Source organism: Truepera sp., from assembly GCA_032027045.1.
Taxonomy (GTDB): Bacteria; Deinococcota; Deinococci; order Deinococcales; family Trueperaceae; genus JAAYYF01.
In genome coordinates, this window is record JAVSMU010000001.1 from 1089425 (window position 1) to 1109140 (window position 19716).

21 protein-coding genes are annotated in these 19716 nt (G+C 69.8%); 11 read left to right on the top strand and 10 right to left on the bottom strand.

Annotated features, from left to right (window positions below):
• Position 1: 1 nt before the first annotated feature.
• The gene (locus tag ROY82_05005; protein MDT3681825.1) at positions 2–940 is read left to right on the top strand and encodes a DNA-directed RNA polymerase subunit alpha; all 939 of its coding nucleotides are present in this window, start codon (positions 2–4) and stop codon (positions 938–940) included.
• Between the two features lie 3 nt (positions 941–943).
• Positions 944–1300, top strand: a complete 357-nt coding sequence (rplQ, locus tag ROY82_05010) for a 50S ribosomal protein L17 (GenBank protein ID MDT3681826.1) — start codon at positions 944–946, stop codon at positions 1298–1300.
• 157 nt (positions 1301–1457) lie between these two features.
• Here the strand turns inward: rplQ and ROY82_05015 are convergent, their stop codons facing one another.
• Positions 1458–2600, bottom strand: a complete 1143-nt coding sequence (locus tag ROY82_05015) for a phosphopentomutase (protein ID MDT3681827.1) — start codon at positions 2598–2600, stop codon at positions 1458–1460.
• Positions 2601–2674: 74 nt separating this feature from the next.
• Here ROY82_05015 and tilS point away from each other — a divergent pair, with 74 nt between their 5' ends.
• The 9 genes from tilS (at position 2675) to scpB (ending at position 10822) form a co-directional block, all read left to right on the top strand.
• Positions 2675–4657 (top strand): tRNA lysidine(34) synthetase TilS, encoded by a 1983-nt coding sequence (gene tilS, locus ROY82_05020; protein ID MDT3681828.1) that lies wholly within the window; start codon positions 2675–2677, stop codon positions 4655–4657.
• A 27-nt stretch (positions 4658–4684) separates the two neighbouring features.
• Positions 4685–6472 carry a translation elongation factor 4 gene (gene lepA / locus ROY82_05025; GenBank protein MDT3681829.1) on the top strand — a complete coding sequence of 596 codons (1788 nt, stop codon included), beginning with the start codon at positions 4685–4687 and terminating at the stop codon, positions 6470–6472.
• A 3-nt stretch (positions 6473–6475) separates the two neighbouring features.
• Positions 6476–7567: a HAMP domain-containing sensor histidine kinase gene (locus ROY82_05030; GenBank protein MDT3681830.1), complete on the top strand. Its 1092-nt coding sequence runs from the start codon at positions 6476–6478 to the stop codon at positions 7565–7567.
• A gap of 15 nt (positions 7568–7582) precedes the next feature.
• Positions 7583–8218, top strand: coding sequence for a response regulator transcription factor (locus tag ROY82_05035; protein ID MDT3681831.1), 636 nt, complete (start codon positions 7583–7585; stop codon positions 8216–8218).
• 138 nt (positions 8219–8356) lie between these two features.
• Positions 8357–8863, top strand: a complete 507-nt coding sequence (locus ROY82_05040) for a GspH/FimT family protein (protein ID MDT3681832.1) — start codon at positions 8357–8359, stop codon at positions 8861–8863.
• Positions 8860–9228, top strand: coding sequence for a prepilin-type N-terminal cleavage/methylation domain-containing protein (locus tag ROY82_05045; GenBank protein ID MDT3681833.1), 369 nt, complete (start codon positions 8860–8862; stop codon positions 9226–9228). Before ROY82_05040 ends, ROY82_05045 begins: the two co-directional genes overlap by 4 nt.
• On the top strand, positions 9225–9848 hold the full coding sequence (locus ROY82_05050) for a prepilin-type N-terminal cleavage/methylation domain-containing protein (GenBank protein MDT3681834.1): 624 nt from the start codon (positions 9225–9227) through the stop codon (positions 9846–9848). Before ROY82_05045 ends, ROY82_05050 begins: the two co-directional genes overlap by 4 nt.
• Positions 9845–10225 carry a hypothetical protein gene (locus ROY82_05055; GenBank protein MDT3681835.1) on the top strand — a complete coding sequence of 127 codons (381 nt, stop codon included), beginning with the start codon at positions 9845–9847 and terminating at the stop codon, positions 10223–10225. The genes ROY82_05050 and ROY82_05055 overlap by 4 nt, the downstream gene beginning before the upstream one ends.
• 54 nt (positions 10226–10279) lie before the next feature.
• A complete protein-coding gene (gene scpB / locus ROY82_05060) occupies positions 10280–10822 on the top strand; it encodes an SMC-Scp complex subunit ScpB (GenBank protein MDT3681836.1) in 543 nt (180 codons plus the stop codon).
• A 5-nt stretch (positions 10823–10827) separates the two neighbouring features.
• Here scpB and aroQ read toward each other — a convergent pair whose 3' ends face one another.
• The 9 genes from aroQ to pilM all read right to left on the bottom strand — a co-directional run bounded on the left by aroQ (position 10828) and on the right by pilM (position 19534).
• Positions 10828–11268, bottom strand: a complete 441-nt coding sequence (gene aroQ / locus ROY82_05065) for a type II 3-dehydroquinate dehydratase (GenBank protein ID MDT3681837.1) — start codon at positions 11266–11268, stop codon at positions 10828–10830.
• Positions 11265–12317: a 3-dehydroquinate synthase gene (gene aroB / locus ROY82_05070; protein ID MDT3681838.1), complete on the bottom strand. Its 1053-nt coding sequence runs from the start codon at positions 12315–12317 to the stop codon at positions 11265–11267. The genes aroQ and aroB overlap by 4 nt, the downstream gene beginning before the upstream one ends.
• A 98-nt stretch (positions 12318–12415) precedes the next feature.
• Positions 12416–13009: a shikimate kinase gene (locus ROY82_05075; GenBank protein MDT3681839.1), complete on the bottom strand. Its 594-nt coding sequence runs from the start codon at positions 13007–13009 to the stop codon at positions 12416–12418.
• A gap of 16 nt (positions 13010–13025) precedes the next feature.
• Positions 13026–14180 (bottom strand): chorismate synthase, encoded by a 1155-nt coding sequence (aroC, locus tag ROY82_05080; GenBank protein ID MDT3681840.1) that lies wholly within the window; start codon positions 14178–14180, stop codon positions 13026–13028.
• A 231-nt stretch (positions 14181–14411) separates the two neighbouring features.
• Positions 14412–15896 (bottom strand): secretin N-terminal domain-containing protein, encoded by a 1485-nt coding sequence (locus ROY82_05085; protein ID MDT3681841.1) that lies wholly within the window; start codon positions 15894–15896, stop codon positions 14412–14414.
• Positions 15897–15898: 2 nt separating this feature from the next.
• A complete protein-coding gene (locus tag ROY82_05090; protein MDT3681842.1) occupies positions 15899–17161 on the bottom strand; it encodes a hypothetical protein in 1263 nt (420 codons plus the stop codon).
• A gap of 3 nt (positions 17162–17164) precedes the next feature.
• Complete coding sequence (gene pilO / locus ROY82_05095; GenBank protein MDT3681843.1) at positions 17165–17749, bottom strand: type 4a pilus biogenesis protein PilO; 585 nt, start codon at positions 17747–17749, stop codon at positions 17165–17167.
• Positions 17746–18354, bottom strand: coding sequence for a hypothetical protein (locus ROY82_05100; GenBank protein ID MDT3681844.1), 609 nt, complete (start codon positions 18352–18354; stop codon positions 17746–17748). The genes pilO and ROY82_05100 overlap by 4 nt, the downstream gene beginning before the upstream one ends.
• Positions 18347–19534: a type IV pilus assembly protein PilM gene (gene pilM, locus ROY82_05105; GenBank protein ID MDT3681845.1), complete on the bottom strand. Its 1188-nt coding sequence runs from the start codon at positions 19532–19534 to the stop codon at positions 18347–18349. Before pilM ends, ROY82_05100 begins: the two co-directional genes overlap by 8 nt.
• Positions 19535–19716: the final 182 nt, after the last annotated feature.

Sequence of the window (19716 nt, forward strand, 5' to 3'; positions counted from 1 at the left end):
GGTGCACATCATCCCAGAGTTCAAAGCCAAGGTCACGGGCAGTTATGGCGAGTTCGTGGTCGAGCCGCTTCCGCGCGGCTACGGCGTCACGCTCGGCAACCCGCTACGGCGCATCCTGCTGTCGTCGGTTCCCGGCACGGCCGTCACTAGCGTCTACATCGAGGACGTTCTGCACGAGTTCTCGACCATCGACGGGGTCAAGGAGGATGTCATGCAGATCATCCTCAACCTCAAGGACCTCGTCGTGAAGATGCATGACGACGATCCGGTCACGCTCACGCTGCGCGTCGACGAGCCGGGCGAAGTGACGGCCAAGATGTTCGACGTCCCGTCTAACGCCGCCATAATCAACCCCGATCTGCACGTCGCCACCCTTGCCAAGGGCGGAAAGCTGGTCATGGAAGTGCGCGTCGAGCGCGGAGTGGGCTACGTCCCGTCGGAGGTGCACGGCACCAAGGACCGCATCAACTCCATCCCCGTCGACGCAATCTACACGCCGGTCCGCCGCGTCGCCTACCGCGTCGAGGACACCCGCGTCGGCCAGCGGACGGACCTCGACCGCCTCACCCTGCGCGTGTGGACCGACGGCAGCGTCGACCCGAGGGACGCGCTCGACGTCGCCGTCGACACCCTCCGCAGCCAGCTGAACGTCTTCACGGGCGACGGCTTCGCGGAGGAGGACGCCGCACCGGTGCTCGTCCTGGGCCCCAGCAAGACCGAAGAGGTCGAGCCGCTCGCCGAGACGGTCACGCTGAGCCTCGAGAGCCTCGACCTCTCCAGCCGCGTGCTCCACTCCCTGCAAGAGGAAGGCATCGACTCCGTCAACGCCCTCCTGGCCCTCTCGGAGCGCGACCTCAAGAAGGTCGGCGGGGTCGGCGAGAAGTCGCTCGAAGAGATCAAAGAGCGCCTCGCGGCGCGCGGCTACAACCTTAAGGAGTAACTGATGCGCCACCTGATCCGCGGCCGCAAACTGAACCGCTCCAGCAGTCACCGCTCGGCCCTGGCACGCAGCCAGGCCACGGCACTGCTGCGGCACGGCCGCATCAAGACCACCCTCACGAAGGCCAAGAACCTGCAGCCCTTCGTGGAGAAGCTGATCACCACCGCCCGCGGCGGCGACCTCCACTCGCGCCGGCTGGTAGCCCGCGAGATCCACGATCTCGCCGTGCAGCGCAAGCTGATGGACGAGATCGCGCCCCGGTACCTGGAGCGACCCGGCGGCTACACGCGCATCTACCGCCTCACCTCGAGGCGCGGTGACGGCGTGCAAGAGGCCCTCATCGAGTTGGTCAACGACTGAACCTTTGAGACCCCCGGCAACGGCTCCCGGCTGAACGAGACCGGGGCCGAACCGCCGCTAGGACCCGGCGCTCACTTTCGAGCGGGCGTCGGGTCTTCTTGGTGGGGCATGGGTGCAGCATGCGGGCGCGGCTGTCGGGGTCGGCGGGGGCGGACCCTCAGGCGAAGCTCGTGCCCACGCCCCCCCAAGCGACGCCGAGGAGGTCCGCGACGGTTGCACCCACGTCCGCGAACGTGCGGCGCGTGCCCAACGCCCGCGCCTCCTCGCCCGGGCGGTAGTAGAGCAACAGCCCGTGTTCGCGCGTGTGATCGGTGCCCTTCCAAGTGGGGTCGTTGCCGTGGTCGCTCACGAACATGAGCGCGTCGCCGGGCGCGGTGGCGGCGACGAGTTCGGGGAGCCTAGCGTCGAACTCCGCGAGCGCCGCGGCGTACCCTCGCGGATCGCGGCGGTGTCCGTAAAGCGAGTCGAACTCGACCAGGTTGGTGAACACGAGCCCGGCGGGCCGCTCGCGCATGAGTTCGAGCGTGCGCTCGATCCCCAGCAAGTTGGTGCCCGCCGCCACCTCGCGGGTGAAGCCGCGGTGGGCGTAGATGTCGGGGATCTTCCCGACGCCGACGACCTCTTTGCCCGCGGCGGCGAGCGCGTCGAGCACGTTGGCGGGCGGGGCGAGGGAGTAGTCGTGGCGCTTCTCGCCCAGGCGCACGAAGGCGCCAGGCCCGCCCGTGAACGGGCGCGCGATGACGCGGGCAACGGCGTTCTCGCCCGTCAGGATCTCGCGGGCCGCCAGGCACCAGGCGTAGAGGGTCTCGAGCGGCACGACGTCGACGTGCGCCGCCACCTGGAACACGGAATCGGCGCTGGTGTAGACGATCGGGAAGCTCGTGCGCAGGTGCTCGGCGCCAAGTTCGTCCAAGATGACCGTTCCCGACGCGGGGTAGTTGCCGAGGTGGCCCCGGCCCGTCGCCGCGTCGAAGGCCGCCATGACGTCGTCCGGGAAACGCTGGAACGTCCGGAACGGATGCTCCAGCACCACGCCCATGAACTCCCAGTGCCCGGTGGTCGTGTCCTTGCCCTTGCTCAACTCCGCGAGCCGGCCGTAACTGGCGAGCGGGTCTGCCTCCCTTGGCAGGCTCGTGACGCCATCCACGAGGCCCAACCCCAGGCGCGCGAGGTTCGGAAGTTCCACGCCGGTGGCGGCGAGGGTGTGGTCGAGCGTGTGCGAGCCGGCGTCGCCGAAAGCCGCGGCGTCCGCCAGTGCGCCAACGCCGACCGAGTCGAGTACCACCAGTGTGACGGTCATTGGGAGAGTATAAGAGCCGCGGCCCGGCAGGCGACGCGCCCGCCGGTAGTATGTGGCGTGGTCGAACTTCGCGCGTGGTGCGCTTCCTCAGGCTTGCGGGGCATGCGGCGGCGGGGCACATGACGCCGGCGGCGGGCCTGCTCGAGAGGTTCACGGCGCGACTGGATGGCCTGGCGCCTTCCGGCACTCCGTTGGTGGCCGCGGTCTCGGGTGGCGCCGACTCCGTCGCGGCGGCGCTGCTGTTGAAGGCGGCGGAGCGACCATTCGTGGTGGCGCACTTCGATCACCGGCTCCGCGCCGGATCGGGGGAGGACGCGGCGTTCGTCGAGACCCTCAGCGAGTCGTTGGGCGCACCGTTCAGGCTTGGCGGCGCGGACGTGGCGCGAGTGGCCGAGGCCAAGGGCTGGAACCTGGAGGACGCCGCGCGGCGCCTGCGTTACGCCTTCCTCCACCGCGTGCTCCGCGAGTCCGGGGGCGGTGTGATTGTGGTGGCTCATACCGCCGACGACCAGGCCGAGACGTTCTTGTTGCAACTCCTGCGCGGCGCCGCTTTCCCGGCAGGCATGGCGGCGCGGCGGGGCGCGGTGGCGCGCCCGCTACTGACCGAGAGGCGCGAGGCCCTGCGCGATTACCTCCGCGAGGCGTCACAACCCTGGCGCGACGACCCGACGAACCTCGACCTCTCCCGGAACCGCGCCTGGTTGCGGCACGAGGTCATCCCGGCTCTCGAAGCGCGCTTCGTGGGAGTCAGCGGGCGTCTGGCTCACACGGCGGGCGAGCTGGCCGCCGCTCGGGAGGCACTGGAGGCCGAGGCGAGCCGGCGCTTCGGCGGTGGCGAGTCGCTGGACGCGGCCGCCCTCGCCGCCGCGCCCGCCGCCGTGCTACGTGTGGGCCTCGCTGCCAGGCTAAGGGCCCTCGGCGTGCCGGCCAGCGCCCGCCTGGTGTCCGCGCTCGAGGACGCGGTGCTTCGCTCGGCGCGGATGGGTACCAGCGCGCCGCCTTGGCGCCGCGACGTGGGCAGGGGAGTGACGGCCACGGTGGCGTACGGGCGCTTCTCGCTCGGGCGCGCGCCCGAAGGCGCCCCGGACCCGACGGCCGTGAGGGTGACCTCGGCGGAGCAGCTACCCGTTGGGGTGTCGCCGAGCGTCCTGGAGGGCCATCCGGACCTGGTCCTGCGGCGGCGGCTGGCAGGCGATCGCATCCGGCTGCCCTTCGGGAGCAAGCTCGTGAGCGACCTGCTGATCGACCGCAAGGTGCCCCGCTCCGACCGGGACGGGCTCACCATCCTGGCCGAAGGCAACGAGGTCTTGTGGGTGGAAGGTGTGGCCGCCGCTGTTGGCGTCGCCTCGCCTGGCGTCGCTTCGCCTGGCGTCGCTTCGCCTGGCGTTGCCTCGCCTGGCGGTGCCTCGCCAAGCGGTGAGTCGCCCAGCGGTGCCTCGCCAAGCGCCGCCGCCCGCTCCAGCGGCCTGGCGAGGCGCCAGGGCGAGGCCAGCCCGCTCGGCACGGACGAACACTTCATGGGCCTGGCGCTCGCGGAGGCCCGCCTCGCGCTGAGCTCGGGCGAAGTGCCGGTTGGCGCCGTGGTGGTCGTGGACGGCAAGGTCGTGGCGGCGGCTCACAACCAAAGCGAGAGCGAGAGCGACCCCACGGCCCACGCCGAGGTGCTGGCACTAAGGGCGGCGGCCAAGGCGGTGGGTGATTGGCGTCTGGAGGGCGCCACGCTTTACGTGACGCTGGAGCCGTGCCCGATGTGCCTGGGGGCCACGTTGCAGACCCACGCCGCCGGGCTCGTTTACGGCGCGACGAACGTGCGCGAGGGCGCCCTGGGCGGGGTGGTCGATCTGGCAGCGGCCGGCTGGAAGCGCGTGCCCGTGGTTCGGGGCGGCGTTCGGGCGGCGGAAGCGGCGGCCCTCCTCAAGCGCGCGTTCGCGGCGAAGAGGGCGGCCTCCGCGGCGGGCGCCACGGCGGCGCCTGTCCCGCCGCCCGAACCGGGCGCCGGTACCCAGCCCAGCGAGGAGCCTCAACCGGATGATTCCCAGCAGGGCGGCACGAAGTAGCACCGGGGGGTGGGATACACTTGCCCGGTGGAGATCCGTAACTTCTCGATCATCGCGCACGTCGACCACGGCAAGTCGACGCTGGCGGATCGTATCCTCGAACTCACCCAGAGCGTCTCCGAGCGCGGCCGCCGTGATCAGATGCTCGACTCCCTCGAGTTGGAGCGTGAGCGCGGCATCACCATCAAGGCGACCCCCATGCGCCTGTTCTATACGGCCGACGACGGCGTCACCTATCAGTTCAACCTCATCGACACGCCGGGTCACGTCGACTTCAACTACGAGGTCTCCCGCGCCCTGAGGGCCTGCGAGGGCGTCTTGCTGGTGATAGACGCCGCGCAGGGCGTGGAGGCGCAGACCATCCAGAACGCCTACCTCGCCTCAGACAACGGCCTGGAGATCCTGCCCGTCATCAACAAGATCGACCTGCCGGCCGCCGACGTGCCGGCGGCGATAGAGGAACTAGAGGACATCATCGGCGTGCCCGGCGACCACGCCGTGGCCGTCTCGGCCAAGACGGGCGAGAACGTCCGGGCCGTGCTCGAGGGCGTGGTGGCCCACCTTCCCGCGCCTAAGGGCGACCCCAACGCGCCACTTAGGGCCCTGGTCTTCGACGCGGTGTACGACGCCTACCAGGGCGTCATCGCGTTCATCAGGGTGTTCGATGGCACCATCAAGCCCAAGGACCAAGTGCTCATCTACTCGACCCAGAACGTCGTGGAGGTCGACAAGGTCGGCTTCTTCAGACCCGAACCCACGGTGGCGGCGCAACTTGGCGTGGGCGAGGTGGGCTGGTTCACCGCCGGCATCAAGGAGATCTCCGAGACGCAGATCGGGGAGACCATCACCAGCGCCGAACGGCCAATCAAGCAGCCCATCCCCGGCTTCAAACCCGCCATGCCGGTCGTGTTCTCGGGCCTCTACCCGACGGACACCGAGGATTACCGGCGACTCCGCGAGGCGCTCGAGAAGCTGCGCCTCAACGACGCCGCCTTCTCGTTCGAGCCGGAGACGTCCGAGGCACTCGGCTTCGGCTTCCGCTGCGGCTTCCTGGGCCTGCTGCACGCCGACATCGTCCAGTCGCGCCTGGAGCGCGAGTTCGACCTCTCCCTCATAGCTACCGCGCCCGGGGTCGTCTACAAGGTGGTCACCACCGACGGCCAGGCTTTCGACGTGCAGAACCCAAGCGAGCTGCCCACGCCCGACCGGCTCGAGTCGATCTCGGAACCCTTCGTGAACCTGTCGGTGTTCCTGCCGGAGGAGTACGTGGGGCCCGCGATGGGCCTGCTCCAGGAGAAGCGCGGCGAGATGAAGGACATCGTCTACCACGGGCACCGTGTCGAGCTCAGGTACGAGGTGCCGTTCGGCGAGATCCTCTACGACTTCCACGACCGCCTCAAGTCGTTGTCGCGCGGTTACGCCTCGATGGACTACCAGTTCCTCGGCTACCGCGAGGGCGACCTGGTGAAGATCGACGTGCTGGTGAACGAGGAGCGGGTGGACGCCCTCTCCATCATCGCCCACGTCGACAAGGCGTACGAGGTCGGCCGGAAGATGGTCGACCGCATGGCCGAGGTCATTCCCCGCCAGATGTTCCCCATCCCGGTGCAGGCGGCCATCGGGGGCAAGATCCTCGCGCGTGCGACGGTGAAAGCCTTCCGCAAGGACGTGCTGGCGAAGTGCTACGGTGGCGACATAACCCGCAAGAAGAAGCTTCTCGAGAAGCAGAAGAAAGGCAAGGCCCGCATGAAGCAGATCGGCACGGTCGAGGTGCCGCAGGAGGCCTTCCTGGCGGTGCTGAGCACGGAGGAGTGACGGTTGACTAGCAGGTCGGCCGGCAGTACCGGCGTTTCCGAGCAAGAGCCGGCGCGGCGGCGCGGCGGACCGCTCAGGCTGCGCCTGCAGGTCGCCCTAGTGATCGCGCTACTATCCGCTCTGCCCAACGTGATCCTGGTGGTCACGGCACTATTGCCCGTTTACCGCGGTCCAGGTGGCGCCGCGGGCGCGGTGCTCGGGTGGCCGGTCGTGCTCTGGTTGGTGGGAGTCGTGGTGCTCTCGGCGCTAGTCGGCTACGTGCTCTCCGGCCAACTGCTGGCACCGCTCATCCGCGCCGCGCGTGAAGTGGAAGCGCTGCCGCGCGCCGCCTCGCGGCTCGCTGCCGCGCGCGTTCCGCTGAGCCCGGACGACCCTCCCGAGGTCGTCGCCCTCAAACGCTCCTTCAACACCCTCCTTGCCCAAGTGGAGCTGCAGGAGAGCCGGCGCAACGCCTTCACGGCCGCCCTCATGCACGACCTGAAGACGCCCCTCATAGCCGCCAACAACCTCCTTACGGTCGTGCGCGACGACGACGCGCTCCCACGTGCCAGCAGGGTAGAGCTGGTGGCGCGCATCGGCAGCGAGATGGAGGCGCTTATCGACCTCGTGCAGAAGCTGGTGGACGCTCACCGGCTCGAGCGTGCCGACGTGCCGCTCGCGCCCCGCGACACGAGCCTTCTCGAGCTCGCCGAGGTCGTGATGCAACGCCTCGCTCCCCTCGCGGCGGAGCGAGGGATAGAGTGCACGGTGACCGGCGACGGGCGCGCACGCGTGGACCTGCGCGAAGCCGAGCGGGCACTCTACAACCTCTTCAGCAACGCCGTGCGTTATGCGCGCACGAGCATTCACATCGAGGTCTTCAACGCCATGGTGAGGGTGCAAGATGACGGTCCCGGACTCCCCGCACCACTCGAGAAGCTGGCCCAGCCGTTCGTTGGCCGCAACGTCGAGATAGCCGGCAAGGAGTACGCCAGCGGCACGGGCGGGCTGGGGCTCTTCATAGCCAGGCGGGTGCTCGAGGCTCACGGGGGCCGGCTCGTGTGCGAGGCCACTGGCAGCAGCGGCACGGCCCTGCTGGCCTACTTCGGCGGCTGAGGAAGGGGGAAGGCGATGGTCGACCGATCGAACGGTGCCGAGGGTGACGCGGCCAACGCTCCCTTGCGCGTCCTCATAGCCGACGACCACCCGCTCTTTCGCATGGGGTTGGCCCTGGCGCTGAAGGCGGATGGGTTCGAGGTGGTGGCCGAGGCCGAGAACGGCCGCCAGGCCGTGGAGCGTGCCAGGCACGCGGGCGTGGACGTCGTGGTGCTCGACGTCCGCATGCCCGAGCTCGATGGCATAGACGCGTGCACCATCATCACCAGCGCGGCCGACGCGCCGGTGGTCGTCATGCTCACCACGTTCGAGGAACCGGCGGTAGTGTTGGCGGCGCGGGCGGCGGGGGCCACCGCCTACCTGTCCAAGGAGACGAGCCCGCGAGAACTCGCCCGCATGCTGCGCCAGATCCTCGCCGACCCCGAGCGCGACTGGCTGCCCGAGGTGTCGGTGCCAGAACTGACGCCGCGAGAGGCGGAGGCGCTGGCCGCCCTGGCCCGCGGCCTCAGCAACAAGGCCATAGCCGCGGAGCTCGGCATCAGCCCCGAGACCGTAAAGGACTACCTCGAGAACGTCTACCGCAAGCTGGACGTCCGTGACCGGGTGAGCGCTGTGAGGCGCGCCGCCGAACTCGGGCTGGTTGCCGGCTGACGAGTGAGCCACTAGCATGCGTCGACGCTAGCCGAAGCGCCGCACCCGGGTAGCGCACGGCCAGGCACGAACCAAGAACCGTTGGGCTCGGACCCAGCGCGCGGCTGCGCCGAAGGCGGCCACGGCTACGGTGACGCCATGGGCCGAACGCCAACCTCCACCCCCGGGCGCAGGCCACGCGCGCCCCGCTCGGGGCTGGTCCTGCTCGAACTGATCGTCGCCCTCGCCCTCTTGGCCATCCTGGCCTCCCTGGCGTACGCCTTCGGCCGGCCGAGCCACTCGGCGAGGGCCGCCCGCAGCGTCCGGGCCGCCATCTTGTGGGCGCGCACCGAGGCCATGTGGCGCGGCCTGCCCGTCAGCATCATCGAGCTACCGGACCGCTCGGGCTTCGTGGTCAGCGCCGCCTCCGACCGGGAGAGGCCCTGCGAAAGCGGCACGGAGCTTACTCGCGTGCGGCTATCGGAGCATCCGGGCGTGCGCCTGGTCGCGGGCCTGCCACGCGGCCTCGTTTGGTTGCCCACCGGGTCGGGCAGGAGTTGCAACGGAGGCGGGGTGATATCGGGCACCATCGAACTCACCGACGGTCGCGCCGGCGCCAGGGTGATCGTCTCGGCGCTCGGGCGCGTGCGGCTGGAGGCGCCGTGAGGTCCGGCTTCACGCTGGTGGAGGTGCTCGTGGCGCTGGCCATCCTGGCTGCGGTTGGGGGCGCGCTGGCGGGGTTACAGCAGGCGACCCTCAAGGCGCAGCGCGCTTCCGACGCTCTGCACTCAGCGGCCGCCATGGCGTCCAGCGAGCTCGTCCTCCAGCGCGTCGCGGCTTCCGCACAGGGTGGGGCGTGCCTGACGCCGCCGCCCAACCCCGACTTCGCCTGCGAAGTGGAGCGCACCTGCGTACCCGGCGCGCTCGGTCCTTGCTCCGCCGTAGCGTTGACGGTACGCGTCTCGCGGCCGCTCGGCCCCGCGTACGTGGTTCGCTCCGCCACGTTCCCCAGTTTGGAGCGCACCCCGTGAGTGGGCGAGGCGGCTTCACGCTGGTCGAACTGCTGGTGGCACTCGCCGTGGGCGGTATTCTCTTCGGCTTGCTCGGGCCGTCGTTGGCCGCGGGCAGGAAGTACTCCGCCGAGCTGGAAGCCAAGGCCGACACCAACACCGCGCTGCGCCTCGCCGCCGAGCTCCTGAGCGAGGAGTTGCGCCTGGCCGGCAGCGTGCCGTGGCCAGTGCCCGTAGGCCTGCCCGGAGTGGAGCCGGACCCCCTGGCTTGGCTTGCGCCGGCCCTCACCTTGACGGCGCGAGGGCCGGGCCACGCGATCGGCATGCGGGCGGTGGATCACCGCGGCGCCGCCGGCCTGGTCCCGCGCGACCTCACCTTCGAGGTCGGCACCGACGCGCGGGGCGAGGCGCAGCTCTACCGGCGGCCGAGCGGCGCCAGCAAGCAACCGCTCGTCGAGCAGGTGGAGGCCCTACGCGTGGCTTGGGTGATCGATGCGGCAGGCGTGCGCCTGCCACCTTACGCCGCCGACGGTTCGCGGCTGGCGGCGCTCGGGGTGGAGGTCGTGGTCGCCGACGTAGTACGGGAGTTCGTCGTCGAGCTGCCGTCGCGGCCCCTCGTCAGCGTCGGGGCCTTGCCGTGAGCTTCGAGAAGCGGGGCTTCGTGCTGGTGGCGGTGCTGGGCGCCATGCTGCTGGTGGCGGCTCTCATCTTCGCCGCCGTGTTCGCCACCACGCTAGGCGCCATGGCGGCCCGTAGCGCCGCCCGGGCGACGACCGAGGGCGCCGCCTTGCAAGGCGCCCTTGGTCTGGCCGCCGCGGAGCTGGTTGGCGGCGGTTGGCCACCGCCCAAGGAGTTGGGGCCCTGGCCGCGCCACGGGGTGCCCGCGCGGGTGAGCGTGAGCGAGGTCGGGCCCGGCACCGTTCACCTGGTCGCTCGGCTAGGCGCCGCCGAGCCCGCGCGGGCGGCGCAGCTCGTGCTGCAGCTCGAGCCCGAGCTGGTGGTGCGGTGGCGGCCCTGAACCGCGCCGAGGCGCTCGCCTTGACACGAGTGGAGGAGGCTGAAACGATACGGCGTGACGAGCACCCAAGACACGACCCGGGCACTCCTTTGCGCCGCGCTCCTGGCCAGTGGCCGGCCGGTCGCCGGGAGGGAACTCGAGTCCTTGCTCGGCGTCAGCGCGGACGCCGTCGAGCGTGAGGTGGCAGCGCTGCGGACCACGTTGGCCGAGGCCGGGCTGGGGATAGTCGTGGAGCACGTCGCGGGAGGCTATCGCCTCGTCGTCGACTCCGTGCTGGTCCCCGCGCTTGCCACGCTGCTGTCGCCGGCGCCGCTGCCGCGGCTCAGCCAGGCTGCCCTCGAAACTCTCGCCCTCGTGGCGTACCACCAGCCCGTGACGCGAGGGGAGTTGGAGGCCGCCAGGGGCGCGTCTTGCTCCTCGACGCTGGAGACGCTCCAGGAGCGCGAACTCATCAAGATCGTCGGCCAGCGCGAGGTGGTCGGGCGGCCCATGCTCTACGCCACCACCGAGCGGTTCCTGCTCGAGTTCGGCCTGGCTTCGCTGGCGGACCTACCGCCCATGGAGAGCGATCAGGCGGCCAACTTCCTTCGAGGTTGACCGGCTCAGGCCGCGCCGGGCTCCAGCTCTGCGAGGAAGCGGACGGCCAGGCGGTAGCCGGCCAAGCCCAGCCCGATTATGCTGCCCGCACACGCGGCCGCCACGAGGCTGCGGTGGCGGAACTCCTCGCGCGCCGCGGTGTTGCTCAGGTGGACCTCGACGACCGGAAGGTCGATGGCCTTGATCGCGTCGCGCAGGGCGACGCTGGTGTGCGTGTAGCCGCCGGGGTTCAAGACGATGCCGGTCGCCCCGTCGGCGCGCGCGCCGTGGAGCCAGTCGATGAGCTGGCCCTCGTGGTTGCTCTGCCGGCACGTGGCCGACGTCCCCAGCTCGGAGGCGGCCTGCCGGCACGAGCGGTCCACGTCCTCCAGAGTGAAGCTGCCGTAGACGTCGGGCTCGCGGCTTCCGAGCAGGTTCAGGTTGGGTCCGTTGAGTACGAGGATCACAGGTCTGCCTCCAGTTGGGCCCAGGCGGCCTCGAGTTCTAAGTCACTAAGGTCGGAGACGATCACGGGTCGGCCCACGTTCTCGAGGAGCACCATGCGCAGTTGGCCGCCAAGCGCCTTCTTGTCGCGTCTCATGAACGCCGACAGGGTGGCGAAGTCCGTGCGGGGCAGGGGAGCAGGAGCCACCCAGCGCAAGAACTCCAGCGTGCGTTCCACCAGGTCTGCGTAACCGCGTCCGCGGCCCACCAGGGCGGCGTAGACGAGGCCGTACGCCACGGCGTCGCCGTGTGCAAGGGCGTGCCCGCTGGCAGCTTCCAGGGCGTGGGCCAGCGTGTGGCCCAGGTTGAGGTGCGCGCGCGCACCATGCTCGCGCTCGTCGCTGGCGACCACGGCCGCCTTGACCGCGGCCGAGCGCGCCACCACGTCCGTCAGGCGCTCTACGGGCGCGTCCGGCGCCCAGCCCCGCCCCAGGGCGCCCAGGAGGTCGGGAGCGGCAAGCAGCCCGTGCTTGAAGGCCTCCACCGTGCCCTGTTGGAACTCGCGCAGGGGGAGGGTGCGCAGGGTCGCGACGTCCGCCACCACCGCCCGAGGTTGCCAGAACGCCCCGACGAGGTTCTTGCCTTGTGGCAGGTCGAGTCCGGTCTTCCCGCCCACGCTGGCGTCGACCATCGCCAACAGCGACGTGGGGGCCTGGTAGAAGGCGACGCCGCGCATGTAGGTTGCGGCGACGAACCCGCCAAGGTCGCCCACGACCCCGCCACCCAACGCGATGACGGCGCCGTCGCGAGGCAGTCCGGCCGCGGCCAGGTCCTGTAGCAGCGACGAGTAGAGTGCCAACGACTTGCTTCCCTCACCGGCTGGCACCACGAGGAGCTGCACGGACTTGCCCGCCGCCGTAAGGGCGTCGACGACCCGCTGGCCGTGGGCGCGGCCGACGTTCTCGTCGGTGATGAGCGCGACGCGCTCCTGAACGACGGCCTCCGGCAGCAACTCCTGCAACAGACCAGGGCCGACGGTGACGGAATAGGGCGGCTCGACCGCGACCTGCACGGCGACCCTGCCGGACCGCCGACCGCTCACCGACGAAGACGCCGACGAGGACGAAGATGATGACGCCGACGATGACGTCGACGATGGCGTCTCGCGGCTCATGCGCGGCCCCCATCGTCATGGCCGGCCGCCGCGTCCTGGTCTTGTTTCCAGGCCACCAGCCGCTCTACGATCTCCTCGACGACCTCCGTGGACGGGCGACCGTCCGTCGAGACCTTGAAGGAGGCCACCTCGTCGTAGGCCTCGGCGCGCGCGGCCATGAGCTCGGTTATACGCGCGAGTGGGTCCTCGTGCTCCAGCAGCACGCGGCGGTGGCGGCGCGTGCGGCGCAGGACGGTCTCGGCGCTGGCCGTGAGGACGATCACCGGTCCGCGCGCGCGGAGCATGGCGCGGTTCTCGGGCCTCACGACCGTGCCGCCTCCCGTCGACACCACGACCTCGTCCAGCCTGACGGAGCGGCGCACGACCTCCGTCTCGTAGTCGCGGAAGACGGCCTCCCCGTACAGCTCGAAGAGGTCCGCGATGCGCAGGCAACTCACGCGCTCGATGACGCGGTCGGTGTCGATGAAGGTCAACTGTAGTCGCCGCGATAGCTCCCAGCCGATGCGGCTCTTGCCGGTACCCATGAACCCGGCCATGGCCAACCAAGTGACCACCCGCTCGGGTGGGAGGTGACGGTGGCGGGGAGACATGAGGCCGGCTCGCGACTCAGAAAGCCGCCGCGTAGGCGCGGTGGGCGCTCATGCGCTCGCTGAGCTCGCTCAGGGTATCGCCGCCGAACTTCTCCATGACGGCGTTGGCGAGCGTGAGCGCGGCCATGGCGAGCACCACGATGGAGGCGGCCGGCACGGCCGTGACGTCCGAGCGTTCGCGGGCGGCGTCGGCGACCTCGTGAGTCACCACGTCGACCGTTGCCAACGGTCGCATGAGGGTGGCGATCGGCTTCATGGCGGCGCGCACGACGAGCTCCTCGCCGTTGCTCATGCCGCCCTCCAGGCCGCCCGAGCGGTTGGAGGCGCGGCCGTAACGTTCGGCGCCGCCCACGATGGCGTCGTGCACCTGGCTGCCTGGGATGGTGGCGGCGCGCCAACCTTCACCGATCTCCATGCCCTTGATGGCGTGGATGCTCATGACCGCCTGCGCCAACCGGCCATCCAGCTTGCGGTCCCACTGGGTGAAGCTGCCGAGGCCCACGGGGACGCCTCGGAACCGGGCCTCCACCACCCCGCCCAGCGTGTCCCCGCGCTCCTTGGCGGCGTCGATCAGGTCGATGATGCGCTCCTCGGCGCCCGAGTCGAACGAGCGCAGCGGGCTGGCGTCCAGGTCGGACAGGCGGTCCCAGTCCATGTCACCGCTGCAGTCGACGCCGCCAAGGCTCATGACGCGGGCGCAGGCGTCTATGCCGAGCTCCTCCAGCAGCCGTATGGCCACCGCGCCGGCGGCCACGCGAGACGCGGTCTCACGCGCGGACGCCCGCTCGAGCACGTCGCGCAGGTCCTTGTGGCCGTACTTGATGCCGCCCGATAAGTCCGCATGCCCCGGGCGGGGTTGCGTGAGGGCGCGCTTGCGTGGCTCGTTGCCCGGCTCGGGCGCCATGACGTCTTGCCAGTTGGCCCAGTCGCGGTTGAGGATCTCCATGGCGAGGGGCGCGCCCGTGGTGCGGCCGGCGCGCACACCGCCCTTGAAGGTGGCGCGGTCCTGCTCGATGATCATGCGTTGCCCGCGGCCATAGCCGCCCTGGCGGCGCCGCAACCAGGGGTCGATGTGTTCCGCGGCCACGAGGGGAAGGCCGGCCGGGACGCCGTCGAGGAGGACCGTCAAGGCGGGGCCGTGTGACTCACCGGCGCTTAAGTACCTGAGCATCCGCTAAGCGTAGCACGCGCGCAATCGCGTGCAGGTGGGGGCAAACGGCGGTTCGTCGGCCGGCCGGATGCCCGGTTTGCTGCCGCCCGCACGCTGGAGTCGCGCTCACGAGCGGGCGCGGGCGGCGGTCACCGGACGCCCGTCTGCCGTTGCCCCGCCAGGAGCGACGAGAAGGCGCCAGGCCCGAAAGGACCTGGCGCCCAGGCGGTAAAGCGAAGCTTCAGCCGACGCTCAGTCGACCACCTGCGCGGTGACGATCAGGAGCAGGTCGGTGGTCGTGTCCTCGGAAGTGGTGGAGCCGAAGAGCTCGCCGATGACCGGGATGTAGCCGAGCAGCGGGACGCGCTTCTTCGTGAGCGTGAGCTGGTTCTGCATGAGGCCGCCCAGCAGCGCCGTTTGCCCTGGCTTCAGGTTGATGGTCGAGGTGACGGAGCGGTTCGAGAGGTTGAGGAAGCTCGGGTCGTTGGTCTTGGAGAGCACGTCCTCGACCTTCGCCTCGATGGTCAGCGTGACGCTGCCGTCGTTGGCCACTCTCGGAGTGATGTCGAGCTGCACGCCGTAGGGGATCTCGCGCTCGATGTTCTCGCTGGCGCCCGGGATGCTGATGAAGATGGTGCCGCCCGATTGGATGCGCCCCTTCTGGTTGTCGAGGACCGTCACGTTGCCGTCGTCCACGCGCCGCGAGAGGCCCTGTGTCTCGAGGGCGTCGAGCACCGCCGAGATGTTGAAGGAGGAGACTGCCGCGGCAGTGTCGAAGATGAAGTTCAGGCCGGTGTCGAGGATGCTCGCCGACAGCTGGCCGAAGCCACCCGTGAGGTCGAGTCCCAGGTCGTAGGTGATGCTGTGCGCGACTTCCTGGATGCGCACCTGGACGTTGACCTGCTTACGGGCCTCGTCGAGCTGCGGGATCAGTTCCGCGAAGCGCGCCTGCACCGCGCGCGAGCCCGTGACTATCAGGGCGTTGGCGCGGGGCTCCGCCACTACGGTGAACTCTGCTGTGGGGGCGCTGGTGCCGTCGGCGGCGGTAGTCACCAGGTTGGTCGATTGCAAGACGGTGGCCAGGTCGGTCGCGACCGCGTTGTTGAGGAAGTAGGTGCGCTGCTCCAGCTGCACCTGCTCGGCCGCCGTGTCGAACTGCTCGAGGAGCCTGGTCACGCGGTCATGCTCGGCCTCGGTGCCGACCACCATCACGCTGTTGACTCCGGGCAGGCCCTGGGCGTCGAGGCCCGGGATCGCCTGCGTCAGGATCTGGACGACCTGCGCCGGGTCGGAGTTGACGCGGTAGAAACGCTGCTCCGTGGGGACGGCCGCGGGGGCCTCCGCCGGGGCAGGCGCCTCGCCCACGGCCTCGGCGGTCGCCGGGGCCCGCAGCTTGTTGACGGACGCGGGCGGCCCCACGACCACGAGGTCGTTGTCGAGGAGGACGTAATCGAGGTCGTTGAGGGTGAGGACGAGGTTCCACACCTGGCGGAAGGGCTTCGGATCGCCTATGTCGTAGACGATGGTCGAGTCGGGCACGTCGTCGGTCACGGCCGTGAGCCCGATGGCCTTGGCCAACGCCGTGATCATGACCGACAGTTGCTCGCCGTTGGTGCCCGTGCTGAACTCCACCGGCGCGTCGTAGCGCGCGTCGTCCGGCAGGGGCGTAAGGGTTCCCTGTGCTGTCGCGATCGCCAGAGTCGCGAGGAGGGTAAGAAGGAGGAAGGTTCGCTTCATGATCACCGCCTGATATCCAAGGAGAGCACCTGGGTGTTGTCGCCCAGCGAGAACTTAGCTTCGTAGCCGCGCAGGTCAGCAAGCACGATCTCGGTTTCCGGCAGGGACTGACCGAGGGTCAGGACGACCGGCTGGTCGAACTGCTTGGAGCGGAACACTCCGACGCTCAATGGACCCAGTGCGGTGCCCGTGAAGCGCACGTCGTTGTCGCGCAAGTACCTGCTGAGAGCGTCCGCGCCTACCACCAGCGGAAGCGTGGGAGCGCTCGGCTTGCTGACCGACTCGGCGGTCGGCTGGCCGGGTCCGAGCACGTCTACTCCGGTCGGCGCAACGGTAGTGCTCGCCTCGCTGCCCGAGGCGGGAAGCGCGGAAGGTGCACTGTCCGGGGGCAGCCTGACGGCCGCCACGTCGGCCAGGTTCGCCGGGCCCGACGGCGTGGTCGGCGCCGTGCGCGCGTCACGCAAGATGTCGGGCGTGATCGGCAAGGTGCCGCTGGGCAGGGGCCGCGGTAGGTCGGAGGCGCGGGTCGGTGCGGGAGCCAACGCGCGGGGCGCGGGCGCCTGAACCGGCTTGGCGGTAGTAGCGCCGGGCGCCGTGGTGGGCGAGGTGCCCGCTTCCGCCGTTGTGGCGCCTGCCTGCGGGGTACCGTCCGAGTTCACTACCACGACTGTCGGCTCCTCGCTCGGCGCCGCGGCCAGGCTCCCGGGTTCGGCCGGGGCCGCTGCCACGGGTTGAGCCGGCGGTGCGGGCGGCGCCTGCACGACGACGGGGGAGAACGGGTTGATGCTGCCGCGGCGGCTCCCCTGCGGGCGCGTGGCGCCGGTACCCTCGGCTTCCGCCTCGGGCGTCTCGGCCACGGGCGGCGAGGTGACGAGGAAGGGCAGGTCGTCCACGACGAGGTCGCGGAGCACGACGGTTGGCGGGGTGACCACGGCCGGCGCGGTGACCACGCCCGGCGCGGCGCCGGGGGTCGTGGTGACGGTCGCGCCGGAGGCCCCTGCCGCACCGCCCTCGGCGGCGCCCGCCGCGGCGGCGTCCTCGGTCCCGGCTGGAGCTTGGCCAGCGGCGCCGGGCGCCGCTGCCTCACCGGCCTCGCTGGTGGCGGGTGATGGAGTCGGCACGCCGGGTTGCGCGCTTGGCGTGCTGGACTGCGCGCTCACGGGCGTCGGCGTCTCGGGCTGGCTGAGGAAGTTGACCCAGAAGAACGCGGCCGCGGCGACCAGCAGGAGGGCGATCAGGATGCGTGCGGTTCTAGAAAGAGACATGGCCTACTGCTCCCCTGGATCGCTACCGGTGTACACGTAGACGGTGAACGAGAAGGCGGCGTTGAGGTTGGGGTCGCTCGACGTGTTGTCTTCGATGTCCAACGAGACGCTTCCGATCTTGGCGAAGCGCTGCATGGCCTCGAGCCGGTCGAGGTACGCCATGGTCTCGGCGTAGGTGCCTTGGGTGGCGATGTTGAAGCCGATGGGCCGCACGTCTTGTACTTGCTCCTGGGCCGATCCCTGGCTGAACGACTGGATGGCGACGTCGGACTCCAGCGCGTTGGTGCGCAAGGAGTCTATGAGGCCCGCGATGTCGCTTTCACGCGGCAACTGAGCCAGGAAGTCGCGGCGGTCGGCCTCCAGCTCCGAGACCGCCAAGCGCAGGTTGGGCAGGTTGCGCCTGGCGTCTTCGCCGCGCCTTATGTCGGCGTCCAGCTGGGTGATGTTCGTCTCGAGCGTCGCGATGCGGTCCTGGGTTGGCGAGTAGAGGTAGAAGTACCAGACCACCGCCGCCAGGATCGACAGGACGAGGAAGATGATGGCCCAGTCGCGCTGCCTCAGCTTGCGGATATCGAACGAGCGGCTCATTGGGCACCCTCTTGCAGGGCGCCGACGGTCAGCGAGTACTGGTAGAGGCCCTTGTCGCTATCGCGCTGCGCGTTCTGGAACACCACACCGTAGTTGGCGCTGTGCTCCAGGGCCCTGATGAACTCGGCCAGCACCTCCGGATTGACGACCGTGCCCGACACCGTCATCTCGGCGGACACCGGCTTGCCCTCGTAACGCTGTGGATCGGGGCTCGGCCTCGTGACGCTCTGCATCGAGAGCGAGCGGAAGTCGATATCGGGCCGCGTGCCCCCGCCCACCGGCAGTGTCTCGAGCAACCCCGCTATCTCGCCCGACCAGACGATGGTGTTCTCGCGCACGGAGCGCGCCACGGAGATGAGCTGGTTGAGTTGCTGCTGCCTTGACAACAGGTCGCGCTGCTCGCGGAGGAACGGCTGCAGCAGGGCGAGCTGGTCCTCGCGGGCCAGCTTCTCCCTGGCCAGGTTGTTGGCCGTGGTGTTGGCCGAGTACTGCATGATGCCGGCGACCACCAAGACGAGCAGGGGGAAGGCGACCGCCAACAGTCGCCAGTAGCCGGGCTCGCGTACGCGGCGAAGGTTCTTGGGAAGTAGGTTGATGTTAATCAAGGCCCGCCACCCCCCTCAGGGCGAGGCCGAGGGGCACCGCGAACTCCGCCGCCACCTTCTTGAGGTAGTGCGCATCGAAGCGGCCCTCGTCCACCGTGACGCTCAGCCATGGGTCGCCGAGCTCGACCTTGATGCCCAGGGCGTCGCCGATGGCCTCGGGTAAGCCCCGCAGCTTGGCGCCGCCGCCGGTGACCAGCATGCGGCTGATCGTGGCGTCGCCGGACTGCACGCGGAAGAACTCGAGTGACCGGCGGATCTCCGTGGTCAGCTCGACGAGCACGGGGCGCAGGGCCTCGTAGACCCTGGGAGCCGAGAACTGTTCGCGCTTGACGTCGAAGTTGAGGAGGTCTTCCTCGTCCTCGGTGGGGATGGTGGCCGTGCCGTATTCGGTCTTCACGTCCTCGGCCGCGTCGAAATCGAGGCCGAAGGCGCGCTGGACGGCGGTCGTGAAGTCATCCCCGCTGACGTTGATGTTGCGGTTCATGAGCACGCGTTGGCCGCGCACGAGCGTGATGGTCGAGGTGCTGGCGGCGATCTCGAGCACGACGCCGATCTCGTTGGCCTCGGTGAAGTTCTGGCCCGAGAGCGTCTGTTTCGTGAGGTGCTCCCCGTGGAGCGAGCCGCGCAGCGCCCGCAGGAGGGAGAACGGCTTGACGTCGATCACGTGCGGTTCGAGGCCGGCTTGTTTCAGGTACTCGACCTGCTGCGAGACCTCGTCGAGGCGGGCCGCCGCGATCACGACCTCCAGCTGGCCGCCTTCTTCGACGTCCTCCGGGTTGTCGAGGACGAAGTAGTCGAGGACCACCTCGTCGATGGGGAAAGGGATGTAGCGCTCTGCTTCCCAGCGGATCGCCTCGTCGAGTTCGGCGACCGTCATGCGCGGCACGTGGATGTTACGCGTGATCGCCTGACGGTTGCTGACGGCCGTGACCGTGAAGCGCTTCTGGATCCCGGCTTCGTGGAAGAGCGCCTTGATCTCTTCAGCTAGGCCTTGCGGATCGGTGACTTCGTCCTCGGTGACGAGGCCGGGAGGCATCGGCCGCACAGCCAGAGCACCCAAAGTGGGCGGGTTGCCGGCGCGAAGCTCCACCACCTTCAGCGCACTGGTCCCGACCTCGAGCCCTACTGCCTCGATCTTGGGACTTAGCAAGCGGGACATCCGCTCGCGCAATGAGACCATAAGCGTCTCCTCCTCGTAAATCTGGGGGAGTCTATCACGGGCGCTTCGCGCCACCACGTGAAAAATGCCTTCTGAGCCGCTACCCCCAACGACCCGCCTGCGTGCCAGTATCGCGTCCACCACGGCAACCGCCGATGAGTCGTTCGTGAGCGGCTCGTGTAAGGAATCTTGCATCGCTCATG